16 protein-coding genes are annotated in these 18,051 nt (G+C 60.0%); 4 read left to right on the plus strand and 12 right to left on the minus strand.

Annotated elements, in window-relative coordinates:
- The first annotated feature begins 35 nt into the window (after positions 1 to 35).
- The 3 genes from FIV05_RS03480 (at position 36) to FIV05_RS03490 (ending at position 1,920) form a co-directional block, all read left to right on the plus strand.
- Positions 36 to 440, plus strand: coding sequence for a serine/threonine protein kinase (locus tag FIV05_RS03480; protein ID WP_152508683.1), 405 nt, complete (start codon positions 36 to 38; stop codon positions 438 to 440).
- A gap of 119 nt (positions 441 to 559) precedes the next feature.
- On the plus strand, positions 560 to 793 hold the full coding sequence (locus tag FIV05_RS03485) for a hypothetical protein (protein ID WP_139314047.1): 234 nt from the start codon (positions 560 to 562) through the stop codon (positions 791 to 793).
- Between the two features lie 173 nt (positions 794 to 966).
- Positions 967 to 1,920, plus strand: coding sequence for a metallophosphoesterase (locus FIV05_RS03490; protein ID WP_152508684.1), 954 nt, complete (start codon positions 967 to 969; stop codon positions 1,918 to 1,920).
- Between the two features lie 22 nt (positions 1,921 to 1,942).
- On the opposite strand, the gene FIV05_RS03495 is transcribed toward FIV05_RS03490, so the two are convergent.
- Complete coding sequence (locus tag FIV05_RS03495; protein ID WP_031268677.1) at positions 1,943 to 2,581, minus strand: cation transporter; 639 nt, start codon at positions 2,579 to 2,581, stop codon at positions 1,943 to 1,945.
- An 84-nt stretch (positions 2,582 to 2,665) separates the two neighbouring features.
- Here FIV05_RS03495 and FIV05_RS03500 point away from each other — a divergent pair, with 84 nt between their 5' ends.
- Positions 2,666 to 3,085, plus strand: coding sequence for a helix-turn-helix domain-containing protein (locus FIV05_RS03500; RefSeq protein ID WP_022999007.1), 420 nt, complete (start codon positions 2,666 to 2,668; stop codon positions 3,083 to 3,085).
- Between the two features lie 152 nt (positions 3,086 to 3,237).
- Here FIV05_RS03500 and FIV05_RS03505 read toward each other — a convergent pair whose 3' ends face one another.
- The 11 genes from FIV05_RS03505 to zapE form a co-directional block, all read right to left on the minus strand.
- The gene (locus FIV05_RS03505; RefSeq protein WP_152508685.1) at positions 3,238 to 3,537 is read right to left on the minus strand and encodes a hypothetical protein; all 300 of its coding nucleotides are present in this window, start codon (positions 3,535 to 3,537) and stop codon (positions 3,238 to 3,240) included.
- Positions 3,538 to 3,944: 407 nt separating this feature from the next.
- A complete protein-coding gene (lpdA, locus tag FIV05_RS03510; protein ID WP_152508686.1) occupies positions 3,945 to 5,348 on the minus strand; it encodes a dihydrolipoyl dehydrogenase in 1,404 nt (467 codons plus the stop codon).
- A 42-nt stretch (positions 5,349 to 5,390) separates the two neighbouring features.
- Complete coding sequence (locus FIV05_RS03515; RefSeq protein ID WP_022999010.1) at positions 5,391 to 6,149, minus strand: SDR family oxidoreductase; 759 nt, start codon at positions 6,147 to 6,149, stop codon at positions 5,391 to 5,393.
- 22 nt (positions 6,150 to 6,171) lie between these two features.
- A complete protein-coding gene (locus tag FIV05_RS03520; protein ID WP_152508687.1) occupies positions 6,172 to 7,590 on the minus strand; it encodes a caspase family protein in 1,419 nt (472 codons plus the stop codon).
- A gap of 47 nt (positions 7,591 to 7,637) precedes the next feature.
- A complete protein-coding gene (locus FIV05_RS03525) occupies positions 7,638 to 8,252 on the minus strand; it encodes a LysE family translocator (RefSeq protein WP_022999012.1) in 615 nt (204 codons plus the stop codon).
- 136 nt (positions 8,253 to 8,388) lie between these two features.
- Complete coding sequence (gene odhB, locus FIV05_RS03530) at positions 8,389 to 9,915, minus strand: 2-oxoglutarate dehydrogenase complex dihydrolipoyllysine-residue succinyltransferase (RefSeq protein WP_055657191.1); 1,527 nt, start codon at positions 9,913 to 9,915, stop codon at positions 8,389 to 8,391.
- 64 nt (positions 9,916 to 9,979) lie between these two features.
- Positions 9,980 to 12,967, minus strand: coding sequence for a 2-oxoglutarate dehydrogenase E1 component (locus FIV05_RS03535; RefSeq protein ID WP_152508688.1), 2,988 nt, complete (start codon positions 12,965 to 12,967; stop codon positions 9,980 to 9,982).
- Between the two features lie 206 nt (positions 12,968 to 13,173).
- The gene (gene sucD, locus FIV05_RS03540) at positions 13,174 to 14,082 is read right to left on the minus strand and encodes a succinate--CoA ligase subunit alpha (RefSeq protein ID WP_022999015.1); all 909 of its coding nucleotides are present in this window, start codon (positions 14,080 to 14,082) and stop codon (positions 13,174 to 13,176) included.
- A 333-nt stretch (positions 14,083 to 14,415) separates the two neighbouring features.
- Positions 14,416 to 15,609, minus strand: coding sequence for an ADP-forming succinate--CoA ligase subunit beta (sucC, locus tag FIV05_RS03545; protein WP_022999017.1), 1,194 nt, complete (start codon positions 15,607 to 15,609; stop codon positions 14,416 to 14,418).
- Between the two features lie 75 nt (positions 15,610 to 15,684).
- Positions 15,685 to 16,647, minus strand: coding sequence for a malate dehydrogenase (gene mdh / locus FIV05_RS03550; RefSeq protein ID WP_022999018.1), 963 nt, complete (start codon positions 16,645 to 16,647; stop codon positions 15,685 to 15,687).
- A 173-nt stretch (positions 16,648 to 16,820) separates the two neighbouring features.
- Complete coding sequence (gene zapE, locus FIV05_RS03555) at positions 16,821 to 17,978, minus strand: cell division protein ZapE (protein ID WP_031268680.1); 1,158 nt, start codon at positions 17,976 to 17,978, stop codon at positions 16,821 to 16,823.
- Positions 17,979 to 18,051 lie beyond the last annotated feature (73 nt).

An 18,051-nucleotide genomic window follows, 5' to 3' on the forward strand; every position in this document is an offset into this window, starting at 1 on the left:
TTGCTGAAACAGCCTGTTTCGCCGGGAGATAACGAATGCGTCTGATACTACTCGCAGCCGGTCTTCTTCTACTGTCGGCAGCGCCCTCGCTGGCGCAGCGCGTCTACTGTCCACTTCCCGAAGACGGCGTCTGGGTCAATCCGAATGCCGAGCCGAAGGAGATCTCGCGCGTCGAGGTGGAAAGTCGCTGCGAGAATGAAGCGGTGCATGTGCGCGTACGCGCGTTCACCTCCTGCATCCCGCGTGACTGCAAGTGGGGCTGGACCAAAGGGGAAATGCGCTCGGATGGTGCCATCCAGGTGCTGCTGATCGGGTTCTTGAGCAGCAAGCAACTGACATTGCGGGCCTTTGGCGAGCTTCTGGATGTTCACGTGATCAACGTCGTCAACGATCTGTCCGAACCGCGAACCGAGACCACCTACAATCTCCAGCGCGAGTAACCGGCCAGGGGCAGTGCGACGACAATCGCCTTTCGCTTTTTCCTTGTCAGATCTCCATTTTCCCTTACCCTACGTAAGACTGCGCAAGTGTAGCGCAGGCCAACGGACGGAGATGTAACATGCGCCTATTGAGCACCGGCATTGCGGCCCTTGCCGTAACCGCGTTTGCAATTGCACCGGCCGCTGCATGCAGCTGGAACAAGACAGCCCAGTCCAAACAGATGACAGTGGCGGAAACGCCCGTCCTCCCGGACACCGACTCGGATGTGGCCATCGCCACCAACGATCTCAGCGATGCAATCGTAAGCGAGACCGTTATTCAGCCGACCACCGGCGAAGCCGTGTCGGAGTGACCCTCACCGCTAAACAAGCTCCAGACCAAGCCCCGCTGCTCTGCAGCGGGCTTTTTTTCGGCTGAGTACCTTCTGCACGAAATCTGCTGAAACCTGCCTTTATCGGGCCGTATCGACGCCTCAATAGCCCGGTTCACTCGAGACTGTCCTGAAGAACCGGTTGATACAGTCTCATGATTTCCAGACGCCGTTTCCTGCAAACCTGTGGCATCGCAATGCTGGGTGCCGTTTCCGCTCCTGCCTACGCGATTGGCGTTGAGCCTTTTCGGCTCAGCCTGAAGCATTATCACCTGACGCCTCCACGATGGCCCAGAGGGCTGAAACTGAAAGCCGCGCTGATAGCCGACCCGCATGTCTGCGATCCCTGGATGGGCCTGGAGCGGGTTCGCTCCATCGTCCGGCAGACCAACGCGCTGAAGCCCGACATCATCCTGATGCTGGGCGACTATGTTGCCAGCCACAAATGGCAATACGACCCGATCCCGCCACAGGCGTGGGCTGATCTCTTCGGTGATCTGTCGGCCCCGCTCGGGACCCACGCCATTCTCGGCAATCACGACTGGTGGGACGACGCGGACGCGCAGCTGACCGGTGGTGGACCGACCAGATATGGTCAGGCGTTGCTGAACGCCGGCATTCCCCTTTACCAGAACCGGGCTCAACGGTTCGAAAAGGACGGCCAGGCTTTCTGGCTTGCCGGCGTCGACGACCAGCTGGCGCTGAGACCGCACCGCAAGATCAAACGGCACCGCTGGAAAGGTTTGGATGACCTGACCGGTACGCTTGCCCAGGTGACGGACGATGCGCCCGTGCTGCTGATGGCACATGAACCCGACATCATCCGTGAAGTGCCGGGCCGCGTCAGCCTGACCCTCAGCGGCCACACCCATGGCGGGCAGGTCAACTGTTTCGGTTACAAACCGGCCTTTCCCAAACGCAGCGTGAAAAGCTACGCCTATGGCCACATCGTTGAAACGGAAGGAACGAAGCTGGCAAGGCACCTGGGCCTTGAAACGGACCCCCGCCACCTCATCGTTTCCGGAGGTCTTGGCTGCTCGATCCTGCCGGTCCGATTCGGAGTTCCTCCGGAAATAACGGTGGTGCATCTGGGAAGCACCACCGTTTGAGGCACGTTCCGGAAAGGGCGAATTATTCAGCCGCCACTTCGTGCTCCGTCTTGTGCCGGTATTCCTTTATGGCCTGGCTCAGGATCTGGACCGAGGAACTGACGAAGAGAGCTGCCATGAGACCGGCGACAATCAGGTCCGGCCAGGCGCTCGCAGTTCCCCAGACACCGGCGGCCGCCAGCATCACGGCAACGTTGCCTATGGCATCATTGCGCGAACACAGCCAGACGGAACGCACATTGGCGTCACCATCCTTGTATCGGACCAGCAGCAGGACACTGGCAAGGTTCACGGCCAGCGCCAGAAAGCCGATGGAACCCATCACTGCGGCCTGCGGTACGCCAAGCACGAACACCTGATAGAGCGTGGTGGCAGCCACCCAGACGCCCATCAGAAACAGGCTTGTGCCCTTCGCAAGCGCAGCCAGGGCCCGGGTCTTCAGCGATGCGCCAATGACAGCCAATGATATACCGTAGGTGACCGCGTCACCGAAGAAATCGAGAGCGTCAGCCTGCAGCGCCTTTGAGCCGGCTGCCTGGCCGGCAATCATCTCGACGATGAACATGCCACCGTTCAACGCGATCACCAGCCAGAGTCGGCGGCGATAGTCCTTCGACATTCCGTCAAATGTTCCGTGGGAATGTCCGCAACAGGCACCCATGATGCACTCCTTGTTCGAGTCGCTTGATTTTCGGTTCCTGTCCCTTGTAATTGCTATAGCGACTAGAGCTTCAAGAGGCTTTTTATGGATTTTTCAATTGGCGACCTTTCAAGACGGACCGGCGTGAAGGTTCCGACGATTCGTTACTACGAAAAGGAAGGCCTGCTGGAAGCGCCGATCCGCAGCGAGGGCAACCAGAGGCGCTACCGGTCCAGCGACCTGGAAAGGCTTGGCTTCATCAAGCATTGCCGCGACCTCGGCCTGCCAATGCCGGCCATCCGCGACCTGATAGACCTCAGCCAGCATCCGGACAAACCGTGCGAAACCGCAAACCGGATTGCCGAAGATCAGTTGAAGGCGGTGCGCCAGAGGATTGCCCACCTGCGCAAACTGGAGGCGGAGTTGAAGCGCATCGCAACAAGCTGCGAAGGCGACCACACGGTGACCGAATGCAACGTTCTGAAGGCTTTCGGCGACCATGGCCTCTGCCTGAAGGAGCACTGACAAGCCTTTTTGCCCGGCTTCAGGCGAGCCTTGTCCAGTCCCGTGCCTCCCCAACGGCACGCACGTTCGTGGCGATGGCAGCCGCCAGGGAGCGTGCTGCTAGCTTTCGTCTATCGGTCTTGGTCCGGTGCCTGAGCCGAGTTCCGTTGCCATCACCGTTCCCCTAACCTTTCCAGACGCATCATTTTCCAGCTTTTGGCAGGCAGATTACAGGAATGACGGCCCAGAATGCAGGAGAACTGGAGGACGTGGGGATAGGCGTTCTCCGGCCAAACCCTTTCAGCAACGTCATGCCTGCCCTTCAGGTAGTCGGGCAGGGAAAGTGCGGTCAGTGGAGCAATTCCCAGAAACGCGGTACCCGCAACGCTGGCAACAGTTTCCGGACCGGTCTGCAGCGTGTCACCCGTGCCAGCCCTGACTGCAACCGGCAGGACCAGCAGCAGACCGAGCATTCAGATGAATGAACCCGTCAGTTCCAGCCGGAAGCCGGAAACGACATACATGGGTGCAAAGATCAACGGTGTGAAAAGCGCAGCGGTGCGAAGGTTCAATCTGAGGCAGAACACCACGAAGACCAGGCTGACAGCCAACAGCGGGTGAGATTCAGATTTTGATTGTTGCCCCGTTGCCTTTCAAGCAAAGCATCTCCTGCCTTTTGTTGAAATGCACCACCCCTGACAGGACAACACTCTAGCGCATTGGTTGCAGATGCGCGGCATTTTTTACGTATACTTGCAGAACTTCAAACTTGAATGGCGTCAGCCGGTCCGCAGGACGGCCGATCCAACAAAAATGGTACGGGGCACCCGGTGACCGGATGCCCCGAACCGATATCGAAAAGACACCGTTCAAGCGTTGATTACGCGTGGATCGACTTCGCAAATGCGCCGAGGGCTGCCTCCTTGACCGCTTCCGACATGGTCGGGTGGGCGTGGCAGGTGCGCGCAAGGTCTTCGGAAGATCCACCGAACTCCATCAGGACCGCAGCTTCGTGGATCATCTCACCGGCACCGAAGCCGACGATGTGAACACCCAGCACGCGGTCGGTCTTTGCGTCCGCTAGAACCTTGGCAAAACCGTCGGTCTTGTTCATGGCGCGCGCGCGGCCGTTTGCGGAGAAGACGAATTTGCCGGTCTTGTACTCGACGCCCGCCGCCTTCAGTTCTTCCTCGGTCTTGCCGACGGAAGCGACTTCCGGCTGGGTGTAGACAACACCCGGGATGACATCATAGTTCACGTGACCAGCCTGGCCTGCCAGCATTTCGGCAACGGCAACGCCTTCGTCCTCGGCCTTGTGGGCCAGCATCGGACCGACAACCACATCGCCGATGGCGTAGATGCCGTCGACATTGGTCTTGTAGTGGGTGTCGATCTTGACGCGGCCGCGCTCGTCCAGGGCAACACCTGCCCCATCAAGGCCCAGGCCTTCCGTGTATGGACGGCGACCGATGGCAACCAGAACGATGTCGGCTTCGATAACCTGCGCATCGCCGCCCTTTGCCGGCTCTACAGTCACGGCAAGGCCCTTGCCTTTTTTCTCGACACCCGTGACCTTGGAGGACAGCTTGAATTCCATGCCCTGCTTTTTCAGCATGCGCTGGAAGTTCTTGGAAACGTCACCGTCCATCGGGCCGAGGATCTTGTCCATGAACTCGACCACGGTCACTTCCGAACCGAGACGGTTCCAGACGGAGCCGAGCTCAAGGCCGATGACACCACCACCGACGACGAGCAGCTTGCCCGGCACCTTGTCCAGTTCCAGAGCGCCGGTGGAAGAGACCACCTGCTTCTCGTCGATCTCGACACCCGGCAGCGGCATGACGTCGGAACCGGTGGCAATCACGATGTTCTTCGTTTCCAGTACGCTTGCCTTGCCGTCGGCATCGGTAACCTCGACCTTGCCTTTGTCCAGGATCTTGCCGGTACCGGTGTGAACGTCGATCTTGTTCTTCTTCATCAGGAAGGCAACGCCGTTCACATTGGCGTCGACCACACCGGTCTTGTGTTCCATCATCGCCGTCAGATCGAGCTTGGGCTTCGCTACCTTGATGCCGAGTTTTTCGAAACCGTGGCCGGCTTCCTCGAACATTTCCGAGGCATGCAGCAGCGCCTTGGACGGAATGCAGCCGATGTTGAGGCAGGTGCCGCCAAGCGTTGCGCGTTTTTCGACGACAGCCGTTTTCAGGCCGAGCTGCGCAGCCTTGATCGCGCAGACGTAGCCGCCAGGACCGGTTCCGATGACGACGAGATCATATTGGGACATTTTGGTCGCCTTTGCCTCTTTCATTTCTGGTTTGAATGGGGGTTAGGGAAGGATTGCCCTGCCGCCGGAGACATCGAGGATGGCACCGGTCGTATAGCTGGACTGGTCGGAGAGAAGCCACAGAATCGCTTCGGCCACCTCGTCGGCGGTTCCGGCACGTTTCATGGGCAGTTTGGACCTGAGCTGGGCCACCCGGTCAGGATGGCCGCCCGAGGCGTGGATATCGGTGTCGATAATGCCGGGGCGAATACCGTTGACGCGAACACCTTCGTCGGCAACTTCCAGCGCCAACCCGACTGTCATGGTATCGATCGCTCCCTTGGAGGCCGCGTAGTCGACATATTGGGAAGGTGACCCCAGCTTGGAGGCTGCAGACCCGAGATTGACGATCACGCCGCCGGTGCCGCCATGCTTGGTCGACATGCGCCTGACCGCTTCGCGGGCACACAGGAAGGCCCCGATCACGTTGATGGAGAACATTCGTGTCAGACGTTCCAGGGTCATTTCATCGACGCGCTGGGAATAGTCGACAACACCGGCATTGTTGACCAGCCCCTTGAGAGTGCCGAGCTTGTCGGCTTCGGCGAAAAGATGCAGCACGTCGGCTTCATTCTGGACGTCACCCTGAACTGCCACGGCTTCGCCGCCAGCCGCCTTGATTTCCTCGACAAGAGCATCGGCGGCAGCCTGGTTGTGCGTGTAGTTGACGATCACCTTGTGACCGAGCGCCGCAACCTTGCGGCTGACGGCAGCGCCGATCCCCCGGCTCCCGCCCGTCACCAATACAACCGTGTCAGTCATGAATTCCCACCGGCTCCCGTTCCTATTGCCCTTGAATGCGCGTCAGTTCTTCAGCGCCTCGGCCCGCAGCCCAGAGGCCTTTCAAATGTCCGTCCGACATGACCGCGTAAACCACCGGCGTCTTGTCGCCCCAGTCCACTGTCAGCACGTTGCCGTCCAGTTCACCCGCGCCGCGATAGCTGTCGGTGCCGACTGTCCAGATCAGCGTGAATGTCCGGCCCTGCTGCGTCAACACGACCGTACCGTCATATGTCGTGCCGTCCGGGTTTCGGCCGGCAACCGAATAATTGCCAGTCAGTCCTTCCGCCTCGACCGGCGCAGTGCGCGAATAGAGCGTCAGCTTTTCGCTGGCCGAGCCGTCCGCCCATTCACCGTCCAGCGTTTCCGCGCCAGTGAAGGAATAGACGACAGGGTGCTTGTCTCCCCAGTTGACCACCAGCATGCGGCCGGCGAACTCGCCGACACCGGTGAAGACGTCGGTCCCGATCCACCAGGTGAGCCGCACATTCCGGTCTTCCGGCGTGATTGCCAGCATGCCGTCGTAGGTCGTTCCGTTCGGGTTAGTCCCCTCGACCCGGTAGACACCCGAGATCTGGCGGGCCGGACCGGTGCGCGCAGTGCTCTCCTTGAGCGCGGTTCCAATCGCCGCAAGAGCGGCCATCTTGGGCACAGATCCTGCCGGATTATCCGTGCCGCCGTCAACGAAGGTGAAATCTCCGAAGAAGGACGAGGAAATCCAGGGCGTTTGCTGGCCGTTCGTTTCCTGGAAGACACCCTTCAGCGTGCGCTTGAAGGTTTCTTCCAGATTGAGCGCCGGGGTCGCGATGGCGCTGGCCAGATGCTTGGTGAAGGGGCTGTTGCTGCCCTGCCCGTCCAGAGCCACGGAGCCAGGTGACGTCGAATACGAGACGAACAGGCGCGCGTTGCTGTCGATCCGCGACAGGCCGGACGACGACCCACCGAGGGGATTGTTGCGGCAAGCGTCCAGCACGACGATGTTGAGCCCGTCATGGGACGACGTCATTACTTCCACGGCCTCGCTGACCGCGACCGACTGCTGCTGCAGGACCTCGTCCGCCGGCGCATCCCCTGCCACAGGCAGCAGGTAGTTTTCGCCCTTAATCTGGATACCGTGGCCAGCGTAATAGAACAGGCCGACACCACCCTCCTTTTTCAGCCGATCACCGAAGGCCCGGATCGCCTGTTCCATGGCATCGCGGTTGGCGTCGGTCTGAAGGATGACCTCGAAGCCGGCCTTGTCGAGGGCGCGGGCGATGGCCAGAGCGTCATTGACCGGATTGGCGAGCGGGCCATAGCCATATTGCGCGTTTCCGATCACTAGCGCAGTGCGTTGTTCGCCTGCGTGCGAAGCGACTATCAATCCGAGGACGGTCCAGACGACAAGAACAACCCAAAGGGCATAACGCTTTATGGCGTTCATATTCCTGTTCCTCCTGACCGTCTCACACCGTGTCGGCGATGATCCGATTATTGCTCCGCCAGAGCCAGCCGCAAACCGAACCCGGCAAAGGTCGCAGCCACGGTCCGGCGCATCCAGACCATCACACGATCGCTCTTCAACACCTTCTCGCCGACCAGTGAAGCAAACGCGCCGTAGATGACAAAGACAACGAAGGTCATTGCCATGAAGACGCCGCCCATCAGCAGCATGTCGAGCGTTGGATTGACGGCATCATGGCTGACGAATTGCGGCAGGAAGGCGAGGAAGAATACTGTCAGCTTGGGATTGAGGATGTTGATCAGGAAGCCGGTGCGCGCCGTTGCAAGGAAGCTCTTGCGCGATCCCCTGTCGGCTTTCAGTTCCATCGGTCCGCTGTCTTTCAGCGTCTGCCAGGCAAGGTAGAGAAGATAGGCGACACCGGCGTATTTCACGCCCTGGAACACCAGGGCACTGGTGTGCATCAGAGCTGCCAGGCCCACGACGGACGCCAGAATTGCGGGAATGATACCGAGGGTGCAGCCGAAGGCCGCGGCAACGGATGCCTGACGGCCTCTGCCAAGCCCGACGGCAACCGTATAAACAACACCGGTGCCCGGAACGAGCACCACGACAAGAGCAGTAATCAGAAATTCCAGGCTCACAATGCGGCTCCTCCTGGGCCAGACCGACGGGCATTCAACCGCGAGAGCTGGAACGCCGCTGGCCAGGCAACCTTAAAATGTCCGGGTACCCTGCCGGGGAGTTCCCGGCAAGGCACACGCAAGGCACTGAACCGGATCAGAGATCCAGAACCAGACGCTGCGGATCTTCCAGGCTTTCCTTGACGCGAACCAGGAAGGTCACGGCTTCCTTGCCGTCGACAATCCGGTGGTCATAGGAGAGCGCCAGATACATCATCGGGCGGATCACCACCTGGCCGTTCACAGCCATCGGACGTTCCTGGATCTTGTGCATGCCCAGGATACCGGACTGCGGCGCGTTCAGGATCGGCGAAGACATCAGCGAACCATACACCCCGCCATTGGAGATGGTGAAGGTGCCGCCGGACATATCAGCCATGCCCAGCTTGCCGTCGCGCGCCTTGCGGCCGAGATTGCCGATTTCCTGCTCGATCTCGGCGATGGACATCTGGTCCGCGTCGCGCACAACCGGAACCACAAGGCCCTTGTCCGTGCCAACGGCGACGCCGATGTGGCAGAAGTTCTTGTAGATGATGTCGGTGCCGTCGATCTCGGCATTAACTGCCGGGATCTCTTTCAGCGCATGGGTCACCGCCTTGGTGAAGAAGCCCATGAAGCCGAGCTTGACGCCGTGTTTCTTCTCAAACAGGTCCTTGTACTGCTTGCGCAGTTCCATGACCGGGCCCATGTCCACTTCGTTGTAGGTGGTAAGCATGGCCGCGGAGTTCTGTGCGTCCTTCAGGCGGCGCGCAATGGTCTGGCGCAGCTTGGTCATGCGAACGCGTTCTTCGCGAATTTCGTCCTGGGCGGCAACCGGGCCACGGGCAACGGGAGCAGCCGACGGCGCTGACGACGAAGAGGTTGCACCGGAGGCGATCGCGTTGATGACGTCTTCCTTCAGCACCTGACCGCGCTTGCCGGACCCGGCAACCTGGTCGGCGGAAAGGTTGTTTTCAGCCATCATCTTCTGAGCAGACGGAGCCGGCGGCATGGAAGACCCGCCGCTTGCAGCCGGAGCGGACGCAGCCGGTGCCGGTGCAGCGGCTGCCGGAGCAGCAGCAGCACCTTCGCCTGACGGATCGATCTGGCAGAGTAGAACGCCGGGTTCCACGGTCGTACCGGTTTCAACTGCGATCTTGACGATGGTGCCGGCGACCGGGGCCGGAACTTCCTGGGCCGCCTTGTCGGTTTCCAGTTCCACCAGTGTGTCGTCGGCCTTGACGACGTCGCCGACCTTCACGCTCCATTCGCCGACTTCCGCCTCGGTGACGGATTCGCCAGCGCTCGGCGTGACGACATCAACCAGCTGAGCCTTTTCGGATTTGGTTTCGGCCTTGGCGTCAGCCTTTGCCGGAGCCGCTTCAGCCTTCGCGGCCGGAGCACCCGCGCCTTCTGCGATCTGACCGAGCAGGGCGCCAACTTCAACGGTGTCGCCTTCCTTGACCACGATGCTTTCCAGCGTGCCCGCGGCCGGTGCCGGAACTTCGACGGTTACCTTGTCGGTTTCCAGTTCCACAAGGGGCTCGTCCTGGCTGACGGCGTCGCCCGGTTTCTTGAACCACTGCGCAATAGTCGCTTCGGAAACGGATTCACCCAGCGTGGGGACGCGAATTTCGGTTGCCATGGTCGCCTTCTCTTAAAATTACCTGGCCAAATTTTTGAAAGAGGGCCCGAAGGCCCTCTTGTGACTAACTTCCCAGAGCCTCTTCGAGGAACGCCTGCAACTGCGCCAGATGCGAGGACATCAGGCCGGTTGCGGTCGATGCCATCGCATTGCGGCCAGCATAGCGCGGGCGCTTGTGCTTGGCGTCGATCTGCTCCAGGACCCATTCGATGTAGGGCTCGACGAAGAACCAGCTGCCCATGTTCTTGGGCTCTTCCTGACACCAGACCATTTCGGCCTGCGGGAAGCGCGCCAGTTCCAGCATCAGCGCCTTTTTCGGGAACGGATAGAGCTGTTCCACGCGGAGCAGGTAGACGTCGTTGACGCCGCGCTTTTCACGCTCTTCGAACAGATCGTAGTAGACCTTGCCCGAGCACATCACGACGCGCCGGATCTTGTCGTCTGAAACCAGCTTGCCTTCCGAATTCAGGTTGGGGCCCCAGTCGTCCCACAACAGACGGTGGAAGGAGGACTCCGGACCGAGTTCCTGCAGTGTGGATACCGCCTTCTTGTGACGCAGCAAGGATTTCGGCGTCATGAGGATAAGCGGCTTGCGGATATCGCGGCGCAGCTGACGACGCAGAATGTGGAAGTAGTTCGACGGCGTCGAACAGTTCGCAACCTGCATGTTGTCTTCGGCGCAAAGCTGGAGGTAACGCTCCAGACGGGCGGAAGAGTGCTCAGGTCCCTGACCTTCGTAGCCATGCGGCAGCAGGCAGACGAGGCCGGACATGCGCAGCCACTTGCGCTCACCCGAAGAGATGAACTGGTCGAACACCACCTGGGCGCCGTTGGCGAAGTCGCCGAACTGGGCTTCCCAGAGTGTCAGAGCACGCGGCTCTGCCAGCGAGTAGCCATATTCGAAGCCAAGCACGGCTTCTTCCGAGAGCATCGAGTTGATGACCTCGTAGCGCTGCTGATCGGGAGAGACGTTGTTGAGCGGAATATACCGGCTCTCGTCTTCCTGATCGTACAGGACCGAATGGCGCTGCGAGAACGTGCCGCGTTCGCAATCCTGACCGGACAGGCGCACCGGGTGGCCTTCCTTCAGCAGCGAACCGAAGGCTAGCGCTTCAGCGGTTGCCCAGTCGATGCCTTCGCCGGTCTCGATCATGCGCTCGCGCTGGTTCATGAAGCGCGCGATCGTGCGGTGGATGTTGAAACCGTCCGGCACGTGGGTCAGAGCCCGGCCGATCGACTTCAGTTCATCCATCGGCAGACCGGTTTCACCGCGCCGCGGATCGTCCTCGTCGTCGGCCCGTTTCATGCCTGCCCACTTGCCGTCCAGCCAGTCGGCCTTGTTCGGCTTGAAGGCCTGGCCGGCATCGAACTCGTCGTCCAGATGCTTGCGCCAGTCGGCTTTCATGTGCTCGACTTCGTCCTGTGTCAGAACACCTTCCTTGATCAGGCGTTCCGAGTAGAGCTGCAGCGTCGTCGCATGCTTGCGGATCTTGCGGTACATGATCGGCTGCGTGAACGCCGGCTCGTCGCCCTCGTTGTGGCCGAAGCGGCGATAGCAGATCATGTCGATGACCACCGGACGATGGAACGTCTGGCGATATTCAATCGCGATCTTGGCCGCAAAGACGACGGCTTCCGGATCATCCGCGTTGACGTGGAAGATCGGCGCCTCGATCACCTTCGCCATATCCGACGGATAGGGCGAAGACCGCGAGAAGCGCGGGTTGGTGGTGAAGCCGATCTGGTTGTTGATGATCACATGGACCGAACCGCCGGTGCGGTGGCCACGCAGCGCGGACAGGCCAAAGCATTCCGCAACAACACCCTGGCCGGCGAATGCGGCGTCGCCGTGCAGCAGCAGCGGCAGAACCGTGCCGCGGTCGATTTCGGTCGTGTCGACGAAGTTGCCGTTCTCGTCGGCAGCCAGCTGATCCTGCTTGGCGCGCGCCTTGCCCAGAACCACCGGGTTGACGATTTCCAGGTGCGAGGGGTTTGCCGTCAGCGACAGGTGCACGTCGTTGCCGTCGAACGTCCGGTCGGAAGACGCGCCGAGGTGATACTTCACATCGCCGGAGCCTTCCACATCGTCCGGCGCGTAGGAGCCGCCCTTGAACTCGTGGAAGATTGCCCGGTGCGGCTTGGCCATCACCTGGGAAAGCACGTTCAGGCGGCCACGGTGGGCCATGCCGAACACGATTTCCTTAAGGCCCATCGAGCCGCCGCGTTTGATGATCTGTTCCAGCGCCGGGATCAGCGCTTCACCGCCATCCAGGCCGAAGCGCTTGGTGCCGGTGTATTTTACGTCCAGAAACTTTTCGAAACCTTCGGCTTCGACCAGCTTGTTCAGGATCGCCTTCTTGCCTTCCGTGGTGAAGGCGACCTGCTTGTCCGGACCTTCAATGCGCTCCTGGATCCAGGCCTTGGCCGCCGGATCGGAGATATGCATGAACTCGACACCCAGCGTCGAGCAATAGGTCCGCTTCAGGATGTCCATCATCTCGCGGATGGTGGCGTATTCCAGACCCAGCACGTGGTCGATGAAGATCTTGTGGTCCCAGTCGGCTTCGGTGAAGCCGTAGGAGGAGGGATGCAGCTCCTCGTGATCGCCCTTGCCGGCCAGGCCGAGGGGGTCGAGATCTGCATGAAGATGGCCACGCATGCGATAGGCGCGGATCATCATCAGGGCGCGAACGGAATCGCGGGTCGCCTGATGAACTTCCTGATCCGAAACCGGCTCGCCCTTGGCTTCAGCCTTCTTCTTCAGTTTGTCGCCGAGCTTCTGCTCAATCGGGCCCCAGTTGCCGTCGAATGCATTGACGAGGTCGCCATTGGCCTCGATCGGCCAGTCCTTGCGTTTCCAGGTCGCCCCGCGAGCCTCTTTCAGCACTGCTTCCTTCTCGTCCTGGAAGGCCGCAAAGAAGTCCTGCCACTCGGCGTCGACCGAGCTCGGATCTGTCTTGTACTGTGCGTAGAGGTCTTCGATATAGGCTGCGTTGGCGCCGTAAAGCAACGACGTCAGTGCGAATACGTTGTTCGCTTCCTGCCGTGCCATGTCCTTTAGCGGAGGTATCCTCCGCCCTTTTGTTTAGGCGGGCCCGAAAAATTGACCCGCGGCCGGTTTCCCTACAATGGCCGATGGTTCCCACCGACCCCTCGAAAAATGGTTACGGCACGTAAACCGCGCCGGAACCCATCCTTTCATCATGCGACAGGAAACGTAAACAGTTTCCGTCCCCATCGCTAAAGATTCTTGCAGAATCAGCCCTTCAAGACTTCGAGAAGGGTCTCGCCGAGCTTCGCAGGAGACGGTGACACCTTGATGCCAGCAGCTTCCATCGCAGCGATCTTGTCTTCTGCACCGCCCTTGCCGCCTGAAATAACGGCACCGGCGTGGCCCATGGTACGACCCGGAGGCGCTGTCCGTCCGGCGATGAAACCAGCCATCGGCTTGGACCGGCCGCGCTTGGCTTCGTCCTTCAGGAACTGCGCCGCGTCTTCTTCCGCGGAGCCACCGATTTCGCCGATCATGATGATCGACTGGGTTTCGTCGTCGGCCAGGAACATTTCCAGGACGTCGATGAACTCGGTGCCCTTGACCGGGTCGCCACCGATGCCGACAGCCGTCGTCTGGCCGAGGCCGGCATTGGTGGTCTGGAAGACAGCTTCATAAGTAAGGGTGCCGGAGCGGGAAACAACACCGACGGAGCCTTTCTTGAAGATGGAGCCCGGCATGATGCCGATCTTGCATTCTTCCGGGGTCAGGATACCGGGGCAGTTCGGGCCGAGGAGGCGCGACTTGGATTTCTCCAGCTTGGCCTTGACCTTGACCATGTCGGCAACCGGGATGCCTTCGGTGATGCAGACGATGAACGGAACTTCCGCTTCGATGGCCTCGATGATCGCGGCGCCCGCGCCTGCCGGCGGAACGTAGATCACGGAGGCGTCGGCACCGGTTGCTTCCCTGGCTTCGCCAACGCTCGCAAAGATCGGCAGAGAAGCCGCGCTGTCGACACCGGAAGACCAGGTCTCGCCACCCTTTTTCGGGTGCACACCGGCGACCATCTTGGTGCCGTAATATTCAAGCGCCTGTTCGGTGTGGAACGTGCCGGTCTTGCCGGTCAGGCCCTGAACGATGATTTTCGTGTCTTTATTGACGAGGATAGACATCTATCATGTTTCCTTCGTATTGGCGGCACGCTGTCTAGACCGAGGTCCTGCAATGTAAATAACCAGAGATACAATGCAGGCAGCAGTCAGATTATATGCAACGGTAATGTAGGCTGCTCGAGCAATATCAAAGTCCTCCAGAAAATAGCTCATCCATACGACAAGGCACAAAACTGTTGAAACGGCGATAATCACTTTAGAAACCAAGACTTCCTTTCGAACCGTCCATTTTCTACGTCCAACAATGGCAACCCATAAAGTCATCAATGCCGGGCTATAGAGGAGCAGTAGGACCAAAAGCCCAAATACCATCTATATTGCGCGCCTCCGGGCTTAACCTTTAACCGCTTTCACGATTTTCTGGGCGGCGTCGTCGAGATCGTCAGCGGCGATCACGTTCAGACCGCTTTCGTTGATGATCTTCTTGCCGAGTTCCACGTTGGTGCCTTCCAGGCGAACAACGAGCGGAACCTGCAGGCCGACTTCCTTGACGGCTGCAACCACGCCTTCCGCGATCACGTCGCAGCGCATGATGCCGCCGAAGATGTTGACCAGGATGCCCTTCACGTTCGGATCGGACGTGATGATCTTGAACGCGGCCGTCACCTTCTCCTTGGAAGCGCCACCGCCAACATCGAGGAAGTTGGCCGGCTCGGCGCCGTAGAGCTTGATGATGTCCATGGTCGCCATGGCAAGGCCGGCACCGTTGACCATGCAGCCGATGTCACCGTCGAGAGCGACATAGGCGAGGTCGTACTTGGAGGCCTCGATTTCCTTGTCGTCTTCCTCGGTGACGTCGCGCAGCTCCATGATGTCCGGATGACGGAACAGGGCGTTGCCGTCGAAGGAAACCTTGGCATCCAGTACGCGCAGGCGGCCGTCCTTCATGACGATCAGCGGGTTGACTTCCAGAAGGCTCATGTCCTTCTCGACGAAAGCCGTGTGCAGGATCGGGAACAGCTTCATGCCGTCTTCGCGTGCCGCACCGGTCAGTTCCAGCGCGTCGCACAGTTTGGCGGCATCGGCTTCGGTCACACCGGTTTCCGGATCGATCGGCAGGGTGACGATCTTTTCGGGGGTTTCTTCGGCCACCGCTTCAATGTCCATGCCACCTTCGGTGGAGACAACGAAAGCCGGGCGGCCAACGGTCCGGTCGACCAGAATGGAGAGGTAAAGCTCACGCTCGATGTCGGCGCCGTCTTCGATGTAGAGACGGTTGACCACCTTGCCGGCGGCACCGGTCTGTTTGGTGACCAGCGTGTTGCCGAGCATTTCCTTGGCGTTGGACGTGACTTCGTCCAGCGAGAAAGCCAGACGGACACCGCCCTTGGCATCAGCGGACAGTTCCTTGAACTTGCCCTTGCCGCGGCCACCAGCGTGGATCTGCGACTTCACGACCCAGAGCGGGCCCGGAAGGCTCTTGGCGGCTGCTTCGGCTTCGTCGGCGGAGAAGATGGCAACGCCTTCGGCCACCGGTGCACCGTATTCCTTCAGAACGGCCTTGGCCTGGTATTCATGAATGTTCATGTGTTTCCCCCGTTGTCGGAGGACCGTTCTTCCCGGCAGGAAGAACGGCCGCAAATTCCCTTAGGCGGGCCCGGTTCAGGCGAGCGCCGGCTGAATTTTCTTGCAGGCCTCGACCAGACCGTCGACGGAAGCGACAGACTTGTCGAAGTTGGCCTTTTCGTCGCCCTGCAGGTCGATCTCGATGATGCGCTCGACGCCATCGGCGCCGATCACGACCGGAACGCCCACATAGGTGTCCTTCAGACCGTACTGACCGTCGAGAGCAGCAGCACACGGCAGAACGCGCTTCTTGTCCTTCAGGTAGCTTTCGGCCATTGCGATGGCGGAAGCCGCCGGAGCGTAGAAAGCGGAGCCGGTCTTCAGAAGGCCGACGATCTCCGCGCCGCCGTCACGGGTACGCTGGACGATTTCTTCCAGACGCTCGGCAGTGCACCAGCCCATCTTGACCAGATCGGTGAGCGGGATACCGGCAACGGTGGAGTAGCGGGTCAGCGGCACCATGGTGTCGCCGTGGCCGCCGAGAACGAATGCGGTCACATCTTCGATGGAGACGTTGAACTCGTCTGCCAGGAAGTAACGGAAACGGGCGCTATCCAGTACGCCTGCCATGCCGACGACCTTGTTCTTCGGCAGACCGGAGAACTTCTGCAGGGCCCAGACCATCGCGTCGAGCGGGTTGGTGATGCAGATGACGAATGCGTTCGGGGCATACTTTGCGATGCCGGCGCCAACCTGCTCCATAACCTTCAGGTTGATTTCCAGAAGGTCGTCGCGGCTCATGCCGGGTTTACGCGGAACACCGGCGGTAACGATGACAACGTCCGAGCCTTCGATGGCTTCGTAGCTGTTGGCACCCGCCATTTTGGCATCGAAGCCATCGACCGGGGAGGACTCGGCCAGGTCGAGTGCCTTACCCTGCGGAACACCTTCCGCGATGTCGAAGAGCACGATGTCTCCCAGTTCCTTCAAACCTGCCAGATGTGCGAGCGTGCCGCCGATCTGACCAGAGCCGATCAAGGCAATCTTGTTCCGCGCCATTTCGAAAGTTTCCCTTTACGTAAGATGGAACTCCATGCCATCCTCTGATGACTGAGGATGGCACTACTCCCTTTGATCCGCCCGCGCAACCTCGCCAAAAGAATATTGCGCGATGCCGGACAAATTTTCTCAGATCTTCCCGTCTGCATAATTCACCTATAGGGAATGCAGACCTATGCGTGTACTTGTCGTCTTTCTCCCGCAAGGTACGCCTCGGACCGCATCTCGATCAACCGGGAGGCTGTCCGGTCGAATTCAAAGGCTTCCGTGCCGTCCTCGCCGACGTAAAGATCCTGCGGCTCGGCCTCAGCCGATACCACCAGCTTGATGCCGTTATCGTAAAGCGTATCGATCAGATTGATGAAGCGCTTGGCTTCGTTGCGCCGCGCCTTGGACAGCACGGGCACGTTGTCCAGAAACACCGTGCCGAAGGCATGAGCGATGCGCAGATAATCACTTGCCCCCAACGGCTGCATGCACAGGTCGTCGAAGGTGAACCTGGCCGCTCCCGCCGCAACACAGGGAACGGCAATCTTGCGGCCCTTGTTCTCCAGCTCTTCGGAATGCGGTGTCATGCCGTGCGTCAGCTTGGCAAAGAGCTCATCCATCTGGGCGTTTGCACTCTCGCCAAGAGGCGTGACATAGACCGGCGCACCAGCAAGCTTCTCCAGCCGGTAATCCGTCGGACTGTCCAGATGCAGCACTTCCACCTTGGAGGTCAGCATCTTGATGAAGGGCAGGAACAGCTGGCGGTTGAGCCCGTCCTTGTAGAGGAGAGACGGCTCGACGTTGGACGTGGCGACAACGATGACGCCGCGCTCGAAAAGCTGGGTGAACAGGCGGCCGAGGATCATGGCATCGGCGATGTCGGTCACCGAGAACTCATCAAACAGCAGCAGCCGCGTTTCTTCGGCAATCTGGCTCGCCACAGGCGGGATCGGATCGTCACCCTTGACCTCGCCGCGCTTGTGCGCCTGGCGGTGGGCATGAATGCGCTCGTGCACATCGGTCATGAACTCGTGGAAATGCACACGCCTTTTGCGGCGGATGACCGTGACCTCGTAAAAGAGGTCCATCAGCATCGTCTTGCCGCGCCCGACACCGCCCCACATGTACAGCCCCTGTACGGAGGCCCAGAGCTGGTTCTTCTTGTTGGCGAACAGCCAGCCAAGTGAACTTTTCTTGGAGGCCAGGCGGGTTTCGGCAAGACGGGTGTTCAGGAGATCGAGCTGTCGCACCGCCTCCCGTTGCACGGGGTCTTCCTTGATCTCACCCGACGCGATGAGCGCGTCGTAGCGGGCGCTCAGGGCGCGGTTGACCGGCAGTTCCATCTTCAAGGGTGCTGCTCCCTCCATGAGAATTCATGGGGTCTTGGACGTATCTATTTGCACGGCGGAATAAGGT

This window comes from Labrenzia sp. THAF191a (genome assembly GCF_009363335.1).
Lineage (GTDB): Bacteria > Pseudomonadota > Alphaproteobacteria > Rhizobiales > Stappiaceae > Roseibium > Roseibium algicola.

Bases quoted from the DNA above. Each gene is read 5' to 3' on its own strand.
- zapE (WP_031268680.1), bottom strand. From the start codon at position 17,978: ATGGAACTGCCGGTCAACCGCGCCCTGAGCGCCCGCTACGACGCGCTC.
- mdh (WP_022999018.1), bottom strand. From the start codon at position 16,647: ATGGCGCGGAACAAGATTGCCTTGATCGGCTCTGGTCAGATCGGCGGC.
- lpdA (WP_152508686.1), bottom strand. From the start codon at position 5,348: ATGTCCCAATATGATCTCGTCGTCATCGGAACCGGTCCTGGCGGCTAC.
- sucD (WP_022999015.1), bottom strand. From the start codon at position 14,082: ATGTCTATCCTCGTCAATAAAGACACGAAAATCATCGTTCAGGGCCTG.
- FIV05_RS03485 (WP_139314047.1), top strand. From the start codon at position 560: ATGCGCCTATTGAGCACCGGCATTGCGGCCCTTGCCGTAACCGCGTTT.
- FIV05_RS03500 (WP_022999007.1), top strand. From the start codon at position 2,666: ATGGATTTTTCAATTGGCGACCTTTCAAGACGGACCGGCGTGAAGGTT.
- FIV05_RS03515 (WP_022999010.1), bottom strand. From the start codon at position 6,149: ATGACTGACACGGTTGTATTGGTGACGGGCGGGAGCCGGGGGATCGGC.
- FIV05_RS03480 (WP_152508683.1), top strand. From the start codon at position 36: ATGCGTCTGATACTACTCGCAGCCGGTCTTCTTCTACTGTCGGCAGCG.
- odhB (WP_055657191.1), bottom strand. From the start codon at position 9,915: ATGGCAACCGAAATTCGCGTCCCCACGCTGGGTGAATCCGTTTCCGAA.
- sucC (WP_022999017.1), bottom strand. From the start codon at position 15,609: ATGAACATTCATGAATACCAGGCCAAGGCCGTTCTGAAGGAATACGGT.
- FIV05_RS03495 (WP_031268677.1), bottom strand. From the start codon at position 2,581: ATGGGTGCCTGTTGCGGACATTCCCACGGAACATTTGACGGAATGTCG.
- FIV05_RS03520 (WP_152508687.1), bottom strand. From the start codon at position 7,590: ATGAACGCCATAAAGCGTTATGCCCTTTGGGTTGTTCTTGTCGTCTGG.
- FIV05_RS03490 (WP_152508684.1), top strand. From the start codon at position 967: ATGATTTCCAGACGCCGTTTCCTGCAAACCTGTGGCATCGCAATGCTG.
- FIV05_RS03505 (WP_152508685.1), bottom strand. From the start codon at position 3,537: ATGCTCGGTCTGCTGCTGGTCCTGCCGGTTGCAGTCAGGGCTGGCACG.
- FIV05_RS03535 (WP_152508688.1), bottom strand. From the start codon at position 12,967: ATGGCACGGCAGGAAGCGAACAACGTATTCGCACTGACGTCGTTGCTT.